Here is a 17,814-nt window from a genome sequence, read left to right on the forward strand (position 1 = left end):
TCTGCCTTTCACCTTCTGACAATTAACCAGTTATTTTCCCAAGTAAGCTTCGAGAACCTTTTGATTAGTCTGAATTTCGGCTGGGGGGCCATCAGCCAAATTCTGCCCTTCTGCCATTACCCAAACGCGATCGCACAAGGACATAATGACATCCATATTGTGTTCAATAATCAAAAATGTCATACCTTCCTGGCGGTTCCAGGTGACAATGCGATCGCATATATCGTCAATTAGTCTCGGATTTACCCCAGCTGCTGGTTCATCCAACAAAATTAACTTGGGATTAGTCATCAACGCTCGTCCCATTTCCAGCAGCTTGCGTTGTCCGCCTGATAAACTACCAGCATAATCGTATGCTTTTTTGGCCAATCCCACGGATTCTAACAAAAACATCGCTCGCTCTTGCAGTTGCTTTTCTTCTTTAGCAACGATGTGTGGTTGCAGTTGCACCTGCCAAAAGTTCTCACCGGTTTGTTTTTGGGCCGCTAGCAGCATATTATCTAATACTGACAACCGCGAGAGAGTCCGGGCAACTTGAAAAGTGCGTACTAGTCCCTGCTGGGCGATTTGGTATGATTGCAAATGCTGAATCGGTTCGCCATCAAAAATCACTCGTCCCTTGTCTGGACGAATGAAGTTTGAGAGTAAGTTAAATAAAGTAGTTTTACCAGCACCATTAGGGCCAATTAAGCCAGTGATGCTGCCTTTGGTAACTTCAATGTTCGCCTCGTAGACTGCCTTGATCCCACCAAAGCTTTTACAAAGTCCAGTGGCTACCAATAAAGGAACTGAGTTATTTACCAAGGGTGAGTTCCTCCTTTTTACCTAAGATACCTTGAGGTCGCCAAATCATCAGTACCATCAAAATTAAACCTATAACCATGATGCGAAATGCACCCAGACGCGCTTCATCAAGAGGAACGAATCTTGGTAAAACTTCCCTAGTGATGGCATCATAAGCAATAAAAATCACCGCACCTAAGATTGTGCCGATATTATTACCAGAACCGCCCAGAATTACCATAATCCAAGCATCAAAAGTTACCTGCGGCTCAAAAGTTTTATCGGGGTAAATAGCGCTGAGTTGCCATGCGTAGAAAGCACCAGCGATACCTGCGATCGCACCTCCAAGTATGAGCGATTGCACTTTATACCAAAAGACATTTTTTCCCATTGCCCTAGGCACTTCTTCATCTTCACGGATAGCTTTTAGGACTCGACCCCAAGGCGATCGCACCAAAACTTCCAACCGCCAAAAGACAAATGCTAATACCAACAGTGCCAACACCATCAAACCTGCTTTCGGGTTGTAGTTATACAGGCTGATGACTCCAGAAATATAAATCGCTATTGTCAACAGGGCGAGTATAATTCCTACACCCAAACGCGTTGCTAATTCTTGCTTGCTAGCTGTTTTTTGGGATGAATCGGCAACTTGAGATTTTTGGGCATAGCGAATCCACCGCCACAACCCAAACAAAGTCACAGCGGCCAGCAGTGTTAGCAGTCCAATCATCAAGAATTGGAAAAACGAATTAGGCATTGTGGATAGGGGTATTGGATAACTTTGTATCCCAAATGCCCCAGATACCCAAGTGTCACCTACAGGTAACTCTTGGTTATTCAAAACCAAACGAATCAATTCCCCCGTACCAATAGTGACAATTGCTAGATAATCTTCGCGTAAGCGTAGAGTTGCGAAACCAATTACTAAGCCCAGAAAGGCTGCTACTATTGCCCCAATTACTATCGACACAAACAGGGGAACACCCTTTAAGCTTAATAATACTGTTGTATAAGCACCTAGGGTCATAAAAGCAATATGACCAAAGTTAATTAATCCCGTAAAGCCCCACTGTAAATTGAGTCCCAAGCTGAACAGGGCTAAAACTGCTGTAGAAATCGTTAAAAAGATAAGATAGTCAACCATTATTTAGTTAGTTGTCAAAAGGCAGAGGGCAGGAGTTAGGAGTAGAGACGCGATTATACTCTTACGAGAAGCCGCTCTTACGAGCGTCTACGCGTCTGTACAAGAGTTAGGAGTAGAGACGCGATTAATCGCGTCTGTACAAGAGTTAGGAGTTATTCTCTTTGTCCCCGCATTGCCACATCCCCGCGTCCACTCATCCCCCTCATATCCCTATACCGAGTTAATAGATTGTAGTGTAGCTTGAGGATAATATTACCTTGTCGTTAACTATGACAAATTTTTGGGAACAATACCTTTGTGTTTTGGGTAATATTTGATTGATATATGAATTTGCTACGAATTAGAATTCATCACTTAATTGAGCAGTTAACCGATGAAGAACTAGAAAGCGGTTGGAATGCTCTCCACTCTTTGCATTGCGACTTTTACATGCTAAAAGCGATACAACAAGTAAAACAATCGCAGCAACCGTGGGACATCTTAACCAGTGAAGAAGCAACACGTATGTTGATGTTTGTCTGAATTGGGGACTGGGTACTGGGTACTGGGGACTGGGTACTGGGAAAGAATAGACTTCTTGTAAAAGTTGTTCTTTGTGTTCTCTTCTCTGCGCCTCTGCGTGAGGCAGAAAAAGATTTATCCAAGAGGTCTAATTCTTATAATTCCCAATCCCCAACCCCCAACCCCCAATCTCCAATCCCTAATCCCCAATTCCCAGTAAAGGTGACGCATAGTGAGTCTGGAAATGCGCTACGCCAGGTCTTTTTTGGTAGACCTGAAGAGTTTAGAACCAGCTGCCTACCAGCGGGTATATGATTTTGTGTTTTTGGAGTTTGCCGAAAATGGCCCTCTGCATTGTCTCCCACAACTGCGGCAGCTTGACAGTGAGGGCATTTTTCATCGTTTTACTGTAGATAATTATTTAATTGGTATAGAAATTAGGGGTGAAATTGTAAAATTTTTACGGGTCATCCCTATGCCAGATGTTTAGGGTGAAGAGTTAGACCAACACTTAAAACTGTAAACTGTATAAGGCTAGGCAGGGATGGCTCTAACCTTACATTAAACTTGTTTTGGAAAAACACTTTACTTGAGATTTCCCTTATGGATGCAAAGGCACTTTGGCAACGATACCAAAATTGGTTATATTTCCACGAGGGATTAGGACTTTACCTAGATGTAAGTCGGATGCGTTTTGATGACGCTTTTGTGGAGTCGTTGCAGCCGAAGTTTGACAAAGCGTTTGCGGATATGGCGGAATTGGAGAAGGGTGCGATCGCTAATCCGGACGAAAACCGCATGGTCGGACACTATTGGCTGCGAAATCCCGATCTAGCACCTACTCCGGAACTTACACAAGAAATTGTCCAAACCCTAGAACAAATCGAAGCCTTTGCTGAAAAAGTCCAAACAGGTGCTATTCATCCTCCGAGAGCAAACCGCTTTACTGATATTATCTCCATTGGTATTGGTGGTTCTGCCCTTGGACCTCAATTTGTTGCTGAAGCCCTCGCCCCCGATTTCCCACCCCTAAAAATTCACTTTATCGACAACAGCGATCCCGCAGGTATTGACCGCACTCTCAATCATCTGCGAAACAACCTTGCTAGCACTTTGGTTTTAGTCATCTCCAAATCTGGGGGAACGCCAGAACCCCGCAACGGTATGATTGAAGTCAAAAAAGCTTATGCTGGGCACAATTTGGACTTTGCTCAGTATGCTGTAGCGATTACTAGCCCAGATAGCAACTTAGATAAAGTGGCAAAATCTGAAGGCTGGTTAGCAAGGTTTCCCATGTATGACTGGGTGGGAGGACGCACCTCAGAAATGTCTACTGTCGGTCTAGTACCAGCAGCATTACAGGGCATCGATATTCGCGCCATGCTAGAGGGTGCAAAAGAAATGGATGATGCTACCCGCGTCCCAGATGTGAAAAATAACCCAGCCGCATTGTTGGCTTTATCTTGGTATTTTTCTGGTAATGGACGGGGTGAAAAAGATATGGTTGTCCTACCATACAAGGACAGCTTGCTGTTGTTTAGTCGCTATCTGCAACAGCTGGTGATGGAATCTTTGGGTAAGGAAAAAGACTTAGACGGAAAGACTGTCTATCAAGGCATCGCCGTTTATGGCAACAAAGGTTCAACAGATCAACACGCTTATGTTCAGCAGTTGCGTGAAGGTGTGCCGAATTTCTTTGCTACCTTTATTGAAGTTTTAGAAGATCGTAAGGGATCGTCCCCAGAAATAGATCCTGGAGTCACAGTAGGCGATTATCTTTCCGGTTTTCTCCAAGGAACTCGACAAGCGCTTTATGAAAATCAGCGCGATTCGGTTACAGTTACTATTCCCCAAGTGAACCCCCGCACTGTAGGGGCGCTAATTGCTTTGTATGAACGCGCTGTTGGTTTGTATGCCAGCTTAGTCAACATTAACGCCTACCATCAACCAGGGGTAGAGGCTGGTAAAAAAGCTGCCGCCGCTATTCTCGACCTGCAATCACGAGTATTAGCAGTGCTACAAAAAGAAAAAACTGCCCTTTCCTTAGAACAAATCGCCGAGAAAGCAGGTGCTGCTGAACAAGTAGAGTCAATCTACAAGATTCTGCGTCATCTATATGCCAATCAGCGAGGTATAGTTTTGCAAGGTAATCTTGGACAACCCAGCAGTTTGAAGGTTTCTGCTAGCTAACACATCACAATTTGCTGAAGTATTGTTGCCTATGCAACAATTTTTTACTGTGAAGCATCCTAGATTGAACATCCAGCTTCAATTTCCAGGATGCTTTGCTGTTATATATCTAATTGCTGCCAACGCTTGAGGTATCCCAAATAGTAATAAGTTGACATAATATGTCAACCAGAGAAACCCCCTACTGTTGACTTTTACCTTCTGCTTCCTGCCTCCTGCCTCCTGCCTTCTACTTCCACCCGACTCAAGAGGCGTTGATTAAAGTAACTCTTGGGTAAGAAACAGCGATCGGGTAAAAAAGGATTGTGCATATATTGAGACAAGGAAGTAACAGGCTGATCCCGATGACAGAATGGTGGCACAATTCCCCAGTCTTCTGCTAGCCAAATCCAGTATCCTGTTTCTATTCTGCCGTAGTTAGAGACTGTAAGAATCTCCCCAACACTATTGTTAATGGATACTAATTCAGAAGATGACTTGATTTCAGTCAAAAGCCAAGCTAGTTCCTCTACGGAAAAGTAGTAGCCGTTTTCGGCAGCTATTTTGATAAACTCCTGCGGATTTTTAGCTGTTAGTAGTTGCTCTTTGAGAGATGGCGTTTTTTGTGCCAAATCAAAAAGATCCCAAATTTGTTTCCTTGTAGTTAGAAACCAAGCTAGTTCCTCGGCGGTTAAGCTATAACCATTTTCTGTTGCTAAATTGATAAACCGCTCAACGCTATCAGTCTCACCTAGTTGACTTTTTAATAGAAAACTCTGCTCTATTAATGACAAAAAATTAATTATCTTTTGCCATGTCAATCTATCAAATTCTTTGTTAATTTTTATCTTTTCTTTCCAGAAAAAATATTGTTCTTCTCTAAGGAAAAAATTCCAAAGCTGATAATACATAATTCATCTCTCTTGTAATCTCCAATTCGGCAGAGCATCACTATTAATAAATATCAGTGTACTCAGTATACAGAGAGTATTCGACAGTATTTAATATACAAAAATTCGCCAATTAAAGCACATGGTATTTAAGTATAAAATTTTTGTGTCATTTATAGCGTAAACCAAGAACATACTGAATAGAAGATGAAGGATAGCGATCGCACGCCCCACTTCGTTACTTCCCGTAACATAGTGTAGAGAGAGTATTCACCGATAGATTAAGACTGCTTAAGCCTCAATTAGTGTGAAGCGAACCATAGAGGCACAGAAAGAATAAAGTAATAAAAAATACATATTTTACTGACTTGGCTAATTGTGAATCCCGTAGAAAGTAAAAGCGATCGCATTGTAGTATGTGTTTAAAAGAACTAAATATTTATAAATAACTTATAGTAAAGAAAAAAATACTTCTAAACCTTGTCTACCTTGAGAACTGTAGTTTTTTGCCAAGATACTGAGATTGCTTCCTTACGTCGCAATGACGCATCTGAATTATTGTCAACTCCAGGTTTCAAAATGGACGAGGTTTATAATCTAAATTATGTATTTTAAATATCATCTTATTGTCGCTAAAATTGTAATGACAGAGCGTAAAGTGAAGTGTTAATCATCAAACTGGTATCTTGACTTTTGGATAACTGCGATCGCACTTTTTCACGAACTGCAAAGGACACAAAGAGCGCAAAGATAAGAAATATTGCATTATCTTGGGCTAATTAACAAGTCGTGTAGAAAGTAAAAGTGATCGCTTCTCCAATCATTACCTTTAATTCGTCCTAAGTAACCTGTTAAGGGTGAAGAAAGTTCTATCAGTAAATCATGAACTCCTTCATCAGTTAGCTTAGGGTTATGGGTGACATTATAATGAACACGAATTTCTGTAACTGTGAAACGCTGAAGTATAGATTCTAAACTTTGGTTGTCTTGTTCAGAGAGTTCTTTGACTGTTTTGATAATCTGCGATCGCAAATTTATACTGGCATAAATTTGGTCGATATATTTTTCAACTTCCTCATCAGATTGACCAGGTTTTAAATATTCTTTGAGTTTAAATAAGTCTACTGAGTTGCGATAGTTCTTTTGTAGTTTGACAAGTTTTTCGAGTGTTTCTGGGTTAATAATAGCCATACGATGTACTGTAGCAGCATCTTTAAGTTGGTTTGTCGGTTCGCCAGGGCCAATGATTAATTTAACAGCTTGATTGAATACATCTAAACGATGTAAACTTCCCAAGTTTAATAGCTGTACTGCTGTATCGTTGGGAATTTTTTTCCCTGCTTTACACTCTCCAAAAAGTGGATATGGTTGAGAACAAAATAAATCTAGTCCACCAGCACCACCTTTATGAGTACGATCAACGGTAAAGCCTAGAAAATCTAGACTATCACGCACCACATTTTCAAAGTCTGTCCCAGCCTGATAGTTATTTTTGCCCTCATCTTCTTGTTTACTACGATTACCCAACTTTGCTATATCCTTTATCCAAGCTAAATCTGGATCTGGTTCATTAATCAGCTTATTGCTACTCCAACCGAAAAATATTTTGATATCATCATCTAACTCTTTAGCAGCTGGATTGGTAATGCCAAGAGAGGCTAATGCACTCTGCAATTCTTCTAATTCAGGATGCAGTGGTGGCTGTCGATTTTCTAGTTGATGCTTGCGTTGAGCGAAGATGCGATCGCCTAAAACTGGTAAAGTAGTAGATGCTCTCACAGGATTGGGTAAACCCATAAATTGACCTTGAGGATTTACAGGTATTCCAATTGGGTTGGACAACAAATATACCCGCAAATGTGCAATAAATATATATTGTCTTTGCAACAGAATTTGTTGTAGTGCTTTTTTTTGCCAAATAGTTAATTGTGACAAAGCCTCTAAGGATTCAGAGTTATCTAGGATTTGGCACAGTTCACACTTAGCCCAAGCCTTAATCCAGACTGTTTCAGAACTTAGTTGAGTATAAACATTTTGGATAACTATCAAAAAATTTGACTTGTAATGTTGTTCATCGGTCAACAAGTTGATTGAAGTTGCAGATGGATAAAGAGCAAAGGAACGCCCAGGCTGAATAAATGTTTGCGGTATAGCTGCTATCGTTCGACCTTGTAGTAAAGCCTCAACGTCTGGAAAAGGTAAACATAATGCAGTGTTGATAAAAATTAAATCGCTCATAAACCAAGTTTAAGAAGTAAATTATCGAGCATAGTATCTAATTCTTCATTTGTATTTTTATGTAGTACGGGTTGAGGTTCAGTCACGCGTTCTTCGTCAATTAAGCCACTAGGAATTTGACCAGATGGATCGCTGAGAATTTCACGTATTATATAGTTATCCTTTGCTATGTTATTCTGACTTATAAACTGGTTAATTTCTTCTAAGCTAACTTCATAATCCAAACAAGCTTGTTTAACGAATAAGATAGCTAAAAGAGGCTTAATATCCTCAATATTAAGCTTAATAAATTCTCCTCCTAAATCTTTAGAAAGTAGTTTATCTAAATACTCTTTACCTCTAGTATTAGATTTCACATCCTTAGCGCGAACTAAGCAACCACGAGTCATATCAAATGTTTTATAATCAATTAATCTTTTTAAAGCAGCACTCACAAATTTAGTGGTAGATTCCTGAATAACTGCAAGTACTATTTTGACAACTCTCCCATCTTCTTTACCAACAATTCTAAAGTTTAGGAATCCTTTGTCTACACTTTTGACGCGAACTTCCTCAATATCTTCGATTTTTACTCGTTCTACAGTTTCACCTTTAATTGTTAGTAAAGCAAAACGTATAGCCTCAGCGATAATATTACTTTCTTCAAAGTAGTTGTCTATTGTGTTATCAAGTGCTGCAAGTTCTTTGTTGAAGGCTGTTTTAACTTTATGTAGTGGATCTACTGGTTGTGGTAGTTCGCCAGGTAAATTCCAGTTACTTTCACACCATTGTAAAACCCTTCTAACTATTGGTTTTTCTTTACCAAGCTCTCTCAATCTAACTTCATCAAAAGGATATACAAGATGAGGAGGAGTTAAGTTATTGGTATCATAAAAATCTTTCAACCAGTGAGACACAACAGTTACTACATCATCACTGTTAAGATACCTTAAATCGAACTTTTTTTCACCAATTCTATCTATTACAGAATCTGCTTGCGGCACAATTTTTACTTCTTTAACCCAAGTCTCATCGAACATAGCTAAAATTAAAACTCCACGTTTAATTTTGCTATATAAGTCTTTTGCCAAGACAGCAACCACCTGTGATCTTGTAAAACCCTCATTACTACAATTTACGCCTTCCAATTCATCAAAGCAGATGACTACTGTTCGGTAATCACCAATTAAGTCTAAAATTTGGCATACAATCTGGAAAGCTTCAGATTCTGTATCTTCTGAATTAGTATTTGGTAAGCCCATTGCATCAGCTTGTGCTTGTGCTAAGTCTCTGCCACTAAGCCAGTTAACTGCAAATGCAATTTTATCTGAAGAAAGTGTCCATAAAATAGCCTGTATCAAGTAAGGGTTTTGGATATTTGGCTTGAGTTTAAGCACATTGGTTGTTAAGGCATCAACTATCTTGGGATTCTGAGCTAAAACTCCAGGAAATCTCTTTATTAACTGTTGAGGTGTGTGGTTTGACTTGTATACTTCATTTAATAAAATAGTTGCTAGTTCTTGCCATTGCATTACACCTTGATTACCAATTTGTTTTAAGCTATTTGTCAAAGTTGTTAAAAATTTAGAATGGATTTTGTTTAAGTCACCATAGTCAACTTCACTCATGTAAACGAAAAAGCTATCACCTTCACACTGAATACGGCGGCGAATTCGACTTATCAAGTGACTTTTTCCTAGTCCTTTTTCAGCTTTGATAGTTATACCAACAACTGAACGGTTGCCTGTACGAATTTGCTCTATTGATTGAAAAATAGCATCTGATACATGAGCATTTATAGAAGTAACGTCAGGAAAACTTTGATTCCAAATATCATGACTTCTGACTACTAGTGATCTGTCAAATGGATTATGATTTGTAATAGCTTTGTTGAGGTCTGAATATGAAGATGAAGAGTTATCCATGATTGTGCAACCACTGAAAATGATGAGTAACAAAGAAAATTTGAAAAAACTAAGTTACTTAGTTTATGAATTGAGTCGTTTAGCATAACAGCGCAATCCACTAACTTTAGTCGTAATGGAATCTTCAATCTTGTCTGGGGCGCTATCTTCTACACTGCCACCTTGCAGTTGCAAAATATCCTTTTCTTGCATTTCCAATAACCATGTGTTGAAATTTTCACGACTGACGCGATCGCCTATTTCTCTCCTGATTCTGTAAATGGGCACTAAATTATCTAGGTTGTAGTTGTAATTCAGTTTTTCGTGGACTTCCAATGCCACTGATTTAAACTCTTCATAAGATGCGATCGCATCCTTATTAGATTTATTTTCTTGATTAGTTTTAGTGGATGCTATACTATCCATCTGGCGAATCCACTTCACTAATGCATTGGCAATTGGGGTTCCAACCTGAGAACCATCAAACTCAAAATCATTGCTTTTCAACCCTGCGTCTAGGATTTGCAAGCCCTTATCAGTAAGAGAAATTTTTGCTACTCTGTTTTTGCTTGCGATCGCGATCGCTCCAACTTTTTGTAATTCCTCAAAAACTTCCTGATAATCTTTTGCCTTGTCATTAGTTCGTGTAACTCGCTTTGTCAGGTCGCTTTTTTTAACTTCTCTTTTCGTACCTCCTAAATCCCATAAAGCGAGTAGAGTAAGAGTTTTAGCTTGAGCTTCTCTACTCTTCAAGTCAGTCTTTTTTAAAACCATAAAGCTAGTTCCATTAAATAGAACTAGTATAGTTTTATTGGTTACTTAAAAAGTGTCGTAAAAATACTGAAATAAGTTCTACTAATTTCTTTTGTCTTTTAAAAAATTACATATCCAAGTAAAAAGAGGTGATTATTGTTTTAGACAGTCACGTCAACAGCTGTCAAAAACTTTGGCGATCGCTCAATATTTATATACATAGATTGAGCATAAATATGTGTCTTTATCTGTGAATTTTAATTACAATCCATTCTGAATTCGATCGCATCGCTAGCAGTGACAGGTAGAAAACGCACATATACACGCAATCTGTCTAATTATTGAAGAGAGCTTATTAACTAATTAACAATATATTTCCTTGGGATGAATGCAATGTCTCTCAAAGGCAGGACGAAATGCTTGAGAAATTAACTCATACTCAATGAATTAGTGTACACGTGCTGTTGTACGAGTTAAGCGGCAAATAGCAAATGTTTTTAACTTCAAAAGAGTTAGCAGGAATCCTAATGCCTTTACAGCAGCACAGCCTTTAGCAAACGCAGGGTGATGAGGAAATACTATGAACATAACATCATACCTTAAGAGTAAAATAGCTACGCGTTTACTGGCAGTGCTGCTTTCAGCGTTGCTAACAGTGCCATTGCTGGCTAGCTGCGGAGGAGGTTCCCGAAATGCTAATGTACCACCACCTATTGATGATACTGCTGGTAGAACAGTGAGCGATCGCGCCCCCGCTAACCAACCCCAAGCTAAGAAGGGATTAGGTACGGGTCAAAAAGTAGCGCTTTTGGCAGGAGCAGCAGCACTTTACTACCTCTACAACCAGCATAAGAATGCTCAATCTGAAGGAGCGCAAGGTAAGTATTACCTTTCTAAAAACGGACGCGTATACTACCGCGATGCTCAACATCGCGCTCACTGGGTAACTCCACCACCAGAAGGTATTCAAGTTCCCGAATCTCAGGCGCAACAATATCGAGACTTTCAAGGTTATAACGGGCGTTCTACAGGTCGCGATCTCAGCGACATAGCTCCAAGCTCAGCTCCAGCACTTTAGATAAGCAAAGCGTGTGTGTAAATACAACTGTCTTTCTGGAGAATACGCCAATCGCGCACGTGGGACACACGAACTCAAATCAGGAGATAGATAATGGTAGATGATTTTTTGCGAAAGGCGAAGGATTTTTTCATAGGAACGGACGACAATCAAGCTGGCCGAGATGCTGAATATCGCGATCGCGATGTACGTCCAGCCAGCGAAGATCCCTACGGCGACCCCGCCGAGCAAGATTTTAACGCTATTCCAGCTAGTCAAGACCCCTATGGCGACCCCGCTGACTATTACGGCAACGCTATTCCAGCCAGCCAAGATCCTTACGGCGACCCCGCAGACCAAGGATATTATGGCAACGCCACCCCTGCGAGCCAAGACCCGTATGGCGACCCCGCAGACCAAGGATATTACGGTAACGTCAGACCTGCCAGTGAAGACCCCTACGGCGATCCCGCAGACGAGGATTATCGTTCTTAACCCAAAACTAATTTTGCTGACTCAATAATTTGTAGAATAGCCGTTAGGCAGTGAGATTTAAATCTACTGCCTTTTGTTTTTGCTGTTGTGTTGAGAAGTGTAAAGGGTAAAGGAATAAAATAAGAAGTTTTGATACTTCATCCTTCAGGCTTTAATTATTGTCGCTAAAATTTCTTGCGATCGCTTAATATTTTGACGCACAGATTCAGCCGAAGTATGCAAAGCTTCTGTTTCTTCATCTGTGAGATTTAATTCCAATACACTCTCAATTCCACCGCATCCCAAACGACAGGGAACGCCAATCACAACATCTGTTAAACCGTATTCACCTTCAAGATAAACCGCTACAGGCAATAACCGCGACTGATTTAATAAAATTGATTCCACCATCACACTTGTGGCAGATGCAGGAGCAAAAAAAGCCCCACCCGTCTGCATCAATTCCACAATTTCCGCACCACCGTTACGAGTTCTTTCTACCAAACGTTCAATTGTGGCAGCATCCAACAATTCTGTGACGGGAATGCCGTTGACGGTAGCATAACGAGACAAAGGCACCATTAAATCCCCGTGACTGCCCAGTACCATCGCTTTGACATCAGCAGGTAACACCCTCAATTCTAGGGCGATGAAAGTTTCAAAGCGGGCCGAGTCTAACACGCCAGCCATGCCCATAATGCGATCGCGTGGTAAACCTGTAGCTTGCCAAGCTAGATAAGTCATCACATCTAAAGGATTGGTGACGACAATAAAAATAGCATTGGGAGAATGGGCGATCGCATTCTTTGCTGCTTCTACCACAATCTTGGCATTGGTTTTCAGCAAGTCATCTCGACTCATCCCTGGTTTGCGGGGAATTCCTGCGGTAATCACCACAATTTGGGAACCAGATGTATCAATATAATTGTTTGTGCCAATAATCTGGCGATTATGTAGTTCAATTCCTCTAGCTTCTGTCAAATCCAGTGCTAGACCTTGGGGCATTCCCTCAAGGATATCCAGCAATACGACATCTGCCAAATTTTTCTCGGCAATCCGTTGGGCTAGGGTGCTACCAACTCTACCAGCACCAATGATGGTGACACGAGGTAAACTACATACAATTGGGGGATCGGAGGAAGAAGACATAATTCGGGTGTGCCTACTGATTGAAGATTAAACTTCACTGGAGAAGTGGGCAGTGCCCACCCTACAATTTTGGCTTTTCAAAAATTCGCCAGCAACAGTCTTTAGTCTGAAGGCTTTATTGTAATTGTTGACTGATGAACGCCAGTTGCTACCTGTGGGAAGGCGTTTCGCCTACAACGGAGGGAAACTCCACACAGCACTGCCTCCTGTTAAGTGTGAATAGCCAACAACTTCAAGCAGGATAATTCATTTCTTGGAGTTCTCTAAAAATGTCTGTTAAACCTCGTCCACGTTGAAACCTGGAGTTGACAATAATTCTGATGCGTCATTGCGCTGTAAGCAAGCAATCTCAGTATTTTGGCAAAAAACTACAGTTCTCAAGATAGACGAGGTTTATTTAAATTCTTCGAGTTGATCTAAACGTAACCAAATGTTTGGTGTTGGCACTTTTCCAAACTTGACAAAGGCATAATCACCTTTTATGTCTACAATTTCGCCCTTACTGTCAAACAAGTAGGAAGGAAAGCGAGGATCGCTAGCTTGTGCTTCTACACTGTTTTCCAACTTTTCGCGGACAGCGCGAACTAAATCTCCTTTCTTGAATGCCATGAGTTCCCCTCTGACGTTTATAGATTGTTTTATCTGCATTTTAAGAGAGTTCTGAGTAAAAACTCTCAACTCCCCACTCCCCGTAGCGTTTGGCACTGAGGGCAAAAGTGACTAGATCGTCCAGCTAATCTAGTCCGTTGAATCAAAGTACTGCAAACTCGACAGGGTTCTCCGGCACGGTTGTAAACCCAAGCAACACCTCCATAGTTACCATTAACCCCCTGAACATTGAGGAAATTACTAAAAGTTGTACCTCCAGCCTCAATACTGGCTTGTAATACTTGAATAATGGCTGTTCGCAAGCGTTCAATTTGCTTTAGTTGCAAATCTGTACATAAAGTTTCTGGTAATATTCCACTTTTAAACAGGGCTTCATCAGCATAGATGTTGCCTAATCCCGCCACTACAGATTGATCCAGTAGCGCAGTCTTAATCGGACGGCGGCGGTTTTGCAGCTTCATAGCCAGATATTCAACAGTAAATTCCGGTGAGAATGGGTCTACTGCAAGTTTTGCTAAACCAGTAATAATACTTTCTACTGCAACACTAGGGGGAACCCACCAAATTTGCCCAAAGGTGCGTTGGTCAACAAAGCGCAATTCCTGCCGATCCCCAAAGAATAATCTTACCCGTGTGTGTTTATGTAATGGTTCATCTCGATGCAGCCATAGTAGTTGACCTGTCATTCGCAGATGAACTCCTAGCCAGCTAGTGGAGGAGGAGGAAGCAGGGGAAGCAGGAGGAGATTGAGAGAGTTCAGCTAAAAGATACTTACCGCGACGATGCCAAGTAGCGATCGCATACCCTTTGATCCCGTCAATAAAATCACCAACAGAAAACGGGTAGGCGATGGTGCGCTCAAGCAACACATCTCCACCCGTAATTTCATGGTTGAGGGTCAATTGGCTTAGACCCCGTCGGACTGTTTCAACTTCAGGCAGTTCAGGCATTTAAGCTGATTAGGCGAGCAATTTTGATGTACTTGGGGATCAAGGCAGACGAGACGGGAAAGTATGTACGCACACCCTTAGGTAGGGTGTCTTACTACTTACAAGAAACCGTAAATACCCGCAGGCAAGCTTCTCATAAGTAGAGTAGGCTAGGGTGAAGCATGAAAGAACGAAAGTTTCATACTTCATATTTTCATACTTAAAGCTTCCCTTCATCATCTCATCAAATAATCACCTTGTGCCTTTGCTGATTATTTTTTCGGCTTAGCCTTTGGTGCTTCTACCTCTACTAATTCGTCCTCGGCAAAGTTATTGGTATTGATACCAGAATAATTTACCTTTTCAAACCGGACAATTACTGGGTATTTGATGCCGCTTTGATCCACAGAAGCCACGGTTCCTAGATCCTGAAACCAGTAGGATTCGGGGCGGAGAATACGTACTTTAGAACCACGTTGAACCATGAGTATCTTCCCTTTTAGTTATCAATCGCCAATATATAGGGCTAATTGATTTCACTCTACAACCTGAAGGTCGCAGCTAGAGCCTTTGTTAAGTTATTTGTCAGCGGTCAGTTGTCAAAAGGCAGAAGACAGGAGGTGAAGCAGTCGCAGTCTTCTCCCAAAGGGGAGACGCTGGCGCGAAGGCGCTTTAGTCGATTGCGTTAGCGCAGCGAAGCGCGAGGCACGAGCGTCACCCGTACTGCTAAAGCAGAACCCGAAGGGTAGGGCAGAAGGTAGAAATGAAGAATTATCTTCCTTGTCTTCCTTGTCCCCACAGCAGTTGCTACAACGGAGGGAGCCTCCGCAACGCACTGCCTCCTCATCTCCCCCTCTCGGTACTTTCCCACCTTAAAATCTCAAATCTAAAATGGTGACAAACCCTCCTTGACAAAGTCCAGACAATAGACTAAGTTCATTCGCAAATACTCAAATACACGTAAGAAAATCTCATGCTTTACTTAAAACAAACACACTACCCTCGTTACCCCTGCCAATGCGGAGATCGTTATCTATATAAGTGATGTCCAACCAACCTTGTTGTGTGTCGCTGTTTAGGGGAAAATCAATCGCTATAAATTTTTTACCAGTTTCAATTTGCTGGATAAAATTTTCAGGAGAACTGTACCCTATTAAGTTTTTTAGCCCGATAATAGAGCGCTCAAATTTTACTTGGACACGACGACCTGAAACTGGCTCAAATTTAGCAGCTACGCTAACTAATCCTTCGAGGTAAGGTAAGCCATAAATCTCAGCTATGTTGTAAACACTGCTAGTTTGTACCCGTATACACTGATATATTTGACCAAGTTTATAAAAAGGTACGCGATCTAAGTTTAAAAGAGCCTTGCTTGTGGTGTATAGTAATCGCCAATTGCCATCTAGCAAGTTGTTCGCTTCCACTGGACGCGGTGTCGGATTGAGGTCTTCTAACCGAGCGATCGCTGATAAAATAGCCTGTTTCTGTTGCTCGCTGGCTAGTAACCCGCGATTTGTTCCAGCGATTGTATCTATTAAGGTCGCCTTTCCTATCATCGCCTATTACCTCAAAAATCATCAGGATTGAATTCACATTAAGTCGATATTAATGTCCTATGTCTAAAGCCGTGCAAATCACTAAAAATCTATCTCTGGTTGCTTTACCACTATTAAATAAAATATTTTTGACAGCTTGCGGATTTATTAATCCATTAGTTGAATGTATGAATAACTAAATAACCCCGTGTCAAGTGATAGACTTCTTAATGTCTAGTTACATGAACGTTATTGTGTGTTTGTCGTATGATAAATTCTCCCTTACGTGAAGAACCTCGCAATCAGCGGGCTGCTGTAATTCCATTAAAACAAGAATCCTCTCTGTTGGATTGGTTACAAAGTAACGGTCGTCTCATAGCGCGTGACGTTCACGAACCTGATTTTTCGGATGAAGAAGAAGAAATATCAGAGTTTCTGGGTGGAGAAGATGGTATTGACCTTGATTATGATGACGATGATGATGTCGGCATAGCCGAAGACTAGCCTGTTGTGGCTGGGACTTGGTGATATCTATCGTCCCTGTTATTCAATATTTGTAAGTGTGGAGTGAAGGGAAATTTCTGTGGACGCTAAATTATCTCCTAACCAAGGATTGAACTTTTCTGGGATCGGTCTAGCCTCTGGCTTAGCCGCAGCGCTAAGTGTGGCAGCAATAATTTTTGATTGGATGGCCAATAGATTGCCTTGGCAAGTTACTTCGCTCAGCTTACCACTAGTCTTGTGTGCAGTGAGTTCGGCTGCCATGGGCTTTGTAGTAATACCACTGCTGCAAGCGCTCAAAACGGGGCAAATCATCCGCGAAGATGGTCCTCAAGCCCATTTAAAGAAAGCTGGGACTCCAACAATGGGGGGTATATTTTTTGTACCCGTGGCTGTGATAATTGCCTGTGTGGGGTCTAATTTTAATAAAGAAGTACTTGCTGTATCTGCATTAACACTTAGCTACGGATTTATTGGTTGGATCGATGATTGGCAGATTCTCCGCCGGAAATCGAATAAAGGTATATCTCCCCGGATGAAACTGGCTTTGCAAATCGGTTTTGCAGCAGTGTTTTGTCTATGGCTGATGTTTAATCAACCTTCCAATCTTACAAGTATCGCTTTGCCTTGGGTGAGTTTTGCATTACCTTTAGGGTTCCTATTCTGGCCTTTAGCTGGTTTTGTCCTAGTGGCAGAAAGCAATGCAACTAATCTCACTGATGGCATTGATGGATTAGCAGCAGGAACCGTAGCGATCGCTTTACTAGCATTAGGAGCATTAATCGCACCTGCTTCGCCTGGATTGATGGTTTTCTGTGCCGCTTTGAGTGGTGGTTGCTTAGGTTTCTTAGCTCATAACCGCAACCCGGCCCGTGTTTTCATGGGTGATACTGGTTCTCTGGCATTGGGAGGAGCCTTAGCTGCTGTAGCATTACTGACTAACAGCTTAGTAGCACTGTTTATTCTCAGTGGCATCTTTTTTGTAGAAACCCTTTCTGTGATGGCGCAAGTGAGTTACTACAAAGCTACAAAAGGCCCCGATGGTAAAGGCAAACGCCTGTTGAGAATGGCTCCCCTACACCATCATTTGGAACTAACTGGCTGGTCAGAATTGCAAGTAGTTGGTGTATTTTATATAGTCGCCGCTTTTCTCGCTGCAATTTGTTTAGCGATCGCTCCATTCTAAATTTTTTCAA

18 protein-coding genes are annotated in these 17,814 nt (G+C 41.3%); 7 read left to right on the forward strand and 11 right to left on the reverse strand.

Annotation, left to right across the window (positions count from 1 at the left end):
* Positions 1-30: 30 nt before the first annotated feature.
* Positions 31-804 carry an ABC transporter ATP-binding protein gene (locus RMY31_RS22480; protein ID WP_322660885.1) on the reverse strand — a complete coding sequence of 258 codons (774 nt, stop codon included), beginning with the start codon at positions 802-804 and terminating at the stop codon, positions 31-33.
* Entirely contained in the window at positions 794-1,930 is a 1,137-nt protein-coding gene (locus RMY31_RS22485; protein WP_322660883.1) for a branched-chain amino acid ABC transporter permease, read from the reverse strand. Before RMY31_RS22485 ends, RMY31_RS22480 begins: the two co-directional genes overlap by 11 nt.
* A gap of 324 nt (positions 1,931-2,254) precedes the next feature.
* Here RMY31_RS22485 and RMY31_RS22490 point away from each other — a divergent pair, with 324 nt between their 5' ends.
* The 3 genes from RMY31_RS22490 to RMY31_RS22500 all read left to right on the forward strand — a co-directional run bounded on the left by RMY31_RS22490 (position 2,255) and on the right by RMY31_RS22500 (position 4,621).
* Positions 2,255-2,452 (forward strand): hypothetical protein, encoded by a 198-nt coding sequence (locus RMY31_RS22490; RefSeq protein WP_322660881.1) that lies wholly within the window; start codon positions 2,255-2,257, stop codon positions 2,450-2,452.
* A 217-nt stretch (positions 2,453-2,669) separates the two neighbouring features.
* Positions 2,670-2,921 carry a cytotoxic translational repressor of toxin-antitoxin stability system gene (locus RMY31_RS22495; protein WP_322660931.1) on the forward strand — a complete coding sequence of 84 codons (252 nt, stop codon included), beginning with the start codon at positions 2,670-2,672 and terminating at the stop codon, positions 2,919-2,921.
* Positions 2,922-3,034: 113 nt separating this feature from the next.
* A complete protein-coding gene (locus tag RMY31_RS22500; RefSeq protein WP_322660879.1) occupies positions 3,035-4,621 on the forward strand; it encodes a glucose-6-phosphate isomerase in 1,587 nt (528 codons plus the stop codon).
* 194 nt (positions 4,622-4,815) lie between these two features.
* On the opposite strand, the gene RMY31_RS22505 is transcribed toward RMY31_RS22500, so the two are convergent.
* The 4 genes from RMY31_RS22505 to RMY31_RS22520 all read right to left on the reverse strand — a co-directional run bounded on the left by RMY31_RS22505 (position 4,816) and on the right by RMY31_RS22520 (position 10,385).
* Entirely contained in the window at positions 4,816-5,511 is a 696-nt protein-coding gene (locus RMY31_RS22505) for a Nif11-like leader peptide family natural product precursor (RefSeq protein WP_322660877.1), read from the reverse strand.
* Between the two features lie 744 nt (positions 5,512-6,255).
* Positions 6,256-7,728 carry a DUF1802 family protein gene (locus RMY31_RS22510; protein WP_322660875.1) on the reverse strand — a complete coding sequence of 491 codons (1,473 nt, stop codon included), beginning with the start codon at positions 7,726-7,728 and terminating at the stop codon, positions 6,256-6,258.
* Positions 7,725-9,632, reverse strand: a complete 1,908-nt coding sequence (locus tag RMY31_RS22515) for a P-loop NTPase fold protein (protein WP_322660873.1) — start codon at positions 9,630-9,632, stop codon at positions 7,725-7,727. Before RMY31_RS22515 ends, RMY31_RS22510 begins: the two co-directional genes overlap by 4 nt.
* A 63-nt stretch (positions 9,633-9,695) precedes the next feature.
* The gene (locus tag RMY31_RS22520) at positions 9,696-10,385 is read right to left on the reverse strand and encodes a hypothetical protein (RefSeq protein WP_322660871.1); all 690 of its coding nucleotides are present in this window, start codon (positions 10,383-10,385) and stop codon (positions 9,696-9,698) included.
* A gap of 559 nt (positions 10,386-10,944) precedes the next feature.
* Between RMY31_RS22520 and RMY31_RS22525 the strand changes: the two genes are divergently transcribed.
* The gene (locus tag RMY31_RS22525; RefSeq protein WP_322660867.1) at positions 10,945-11,442 is read left to right on the forward strand and encodes a hypothetical protein; all 498 of its coding nucleotides are present in this window, start codon (positions 10,945-10,947) and stop codon (positions 11,440-11,442) included.
* Between the two features lie 93 nt (positions 11,443-11,535).
* Positions 11,536-11,916: a translation initiation factor gene (locus tag RMY31_RS22530; protein ID WP_322660865.1), complete on the forward strand. Its 381-nt coding sequence runs from the start codon at positions 11,536-11,538 to the stop codon at positions 11,914-11,916.
* Positions 11,917-12,060: 144 nt separating this feature from the next.
* Here RMY31_RS22530 and mdh read toward each other — a convergent pair whose 3' ends face one another.
* From mdh to RMY31_RS22555, 5 genes are all read right to left on the reverse strand, one after another.
* Positions 12,061-13,044 (reverse strand): malate dehydrogenase, encoded by a 984-nt coding sequence (gene mdh / locus RMY31_RS22535; protein WP_322660863.1) that lies wholly within the window; start codon positions 13,042-13,044, stop codon positions 12,061-12,063.
* A gap of 393 nt (positions 13,045-13,437) precedes the next feature.
* Positions 13,438-13,653: an NAD(P)H-quinone oxidoreductase subunit O gene (locus RMY31_RS22540; RefSeq protein ID WP_322660861.1), complete on the reverse strand. Its 216-nt coding sequence runs from the start codon at positions 13,651-13,653 to the stop codon at positions 13,438-13,440.
* 65 nt (positions 13,654-13,718) lie between these two features.
* On the reverse strand, positions 13,719-14,603 hold the full coding sequence (locus RMY31_RS22545; RefSeq protein ID WP_322660859.1) for a DNA-formamidopyrimidine glycosylase: 885 nt from the start codon (positions 14,601-14,603) through the stop codon (positions 13,719-13,721).
* A 251-nt stretch (positions 14,604-14,854) separates the two neighbouring features.
* Entirely contained in the window at positions 14,855-15,067 is a 213-nt protein-coding gene (locus RMY31_RS22550) for a photosystem I reaction center subunit IV (RefSeq protein ID WP_322660857.1), read from the reverse strand.
* A 486-nt stretch (positions 15,068-15,553) separates the two neighbouring features.
* Positions 15,554-16,138, reverse strand: coding sequence for a PAP/fibrillin family protein (locus RMY31_RS22555; protein ID WP_322660855.1), 585 nt, complete (start codon positions 16,136-16,138; stop codon positions 15,554-15,556).
* A gap of 246 nt (positions 16,139-16,384) precedes the next feature.
* On the opposite strand from RMY31_RS22555, the gene RMY31_RS22560 reads away from it, so the two are divergent.
* Both RMY31_RS22560 and mraY read left to right on the forward strand, forming a co-directional pair.
* Complete coding sequence (locus RMY31_RS22560; protein ID WP_322660853.1) at positions 16,385-16,621, forward strand: DUF3134 domain-containing protein; 237 nt, start codon at positions 16,385-16,387, stop codon at positions 16,619-16,621.
* Between the two features lie 79 nt (positions 16,622-16,700).
* Positions 16,701-17,804, forward strand: a complete 1,104-nt coding sequence (gene mraY / locus RMY31_RS22565) for a phospho-N-acetylmuramoyl-pentapeptide-transferase (RefSeq protein WP_322660851.1) — start codon at positions 16,701-16,703, stop codon at positions 17,802-17,804.
* Positions 17,805-17,814: the final 10 nt, after the last annotated feature.

It is taken from the genome of Dendronalium sp. ChiSLP03b (genome assembly GCF_034531165.2).
In the GTDB taxonomy this organism is placed as follows: domain Bacteria; phylum Cyanobacteriota; class Cyanobacteriia; order Cyanobacteriales; family Nostocaceae; genus Dendronalium; species Dendronalium minutum.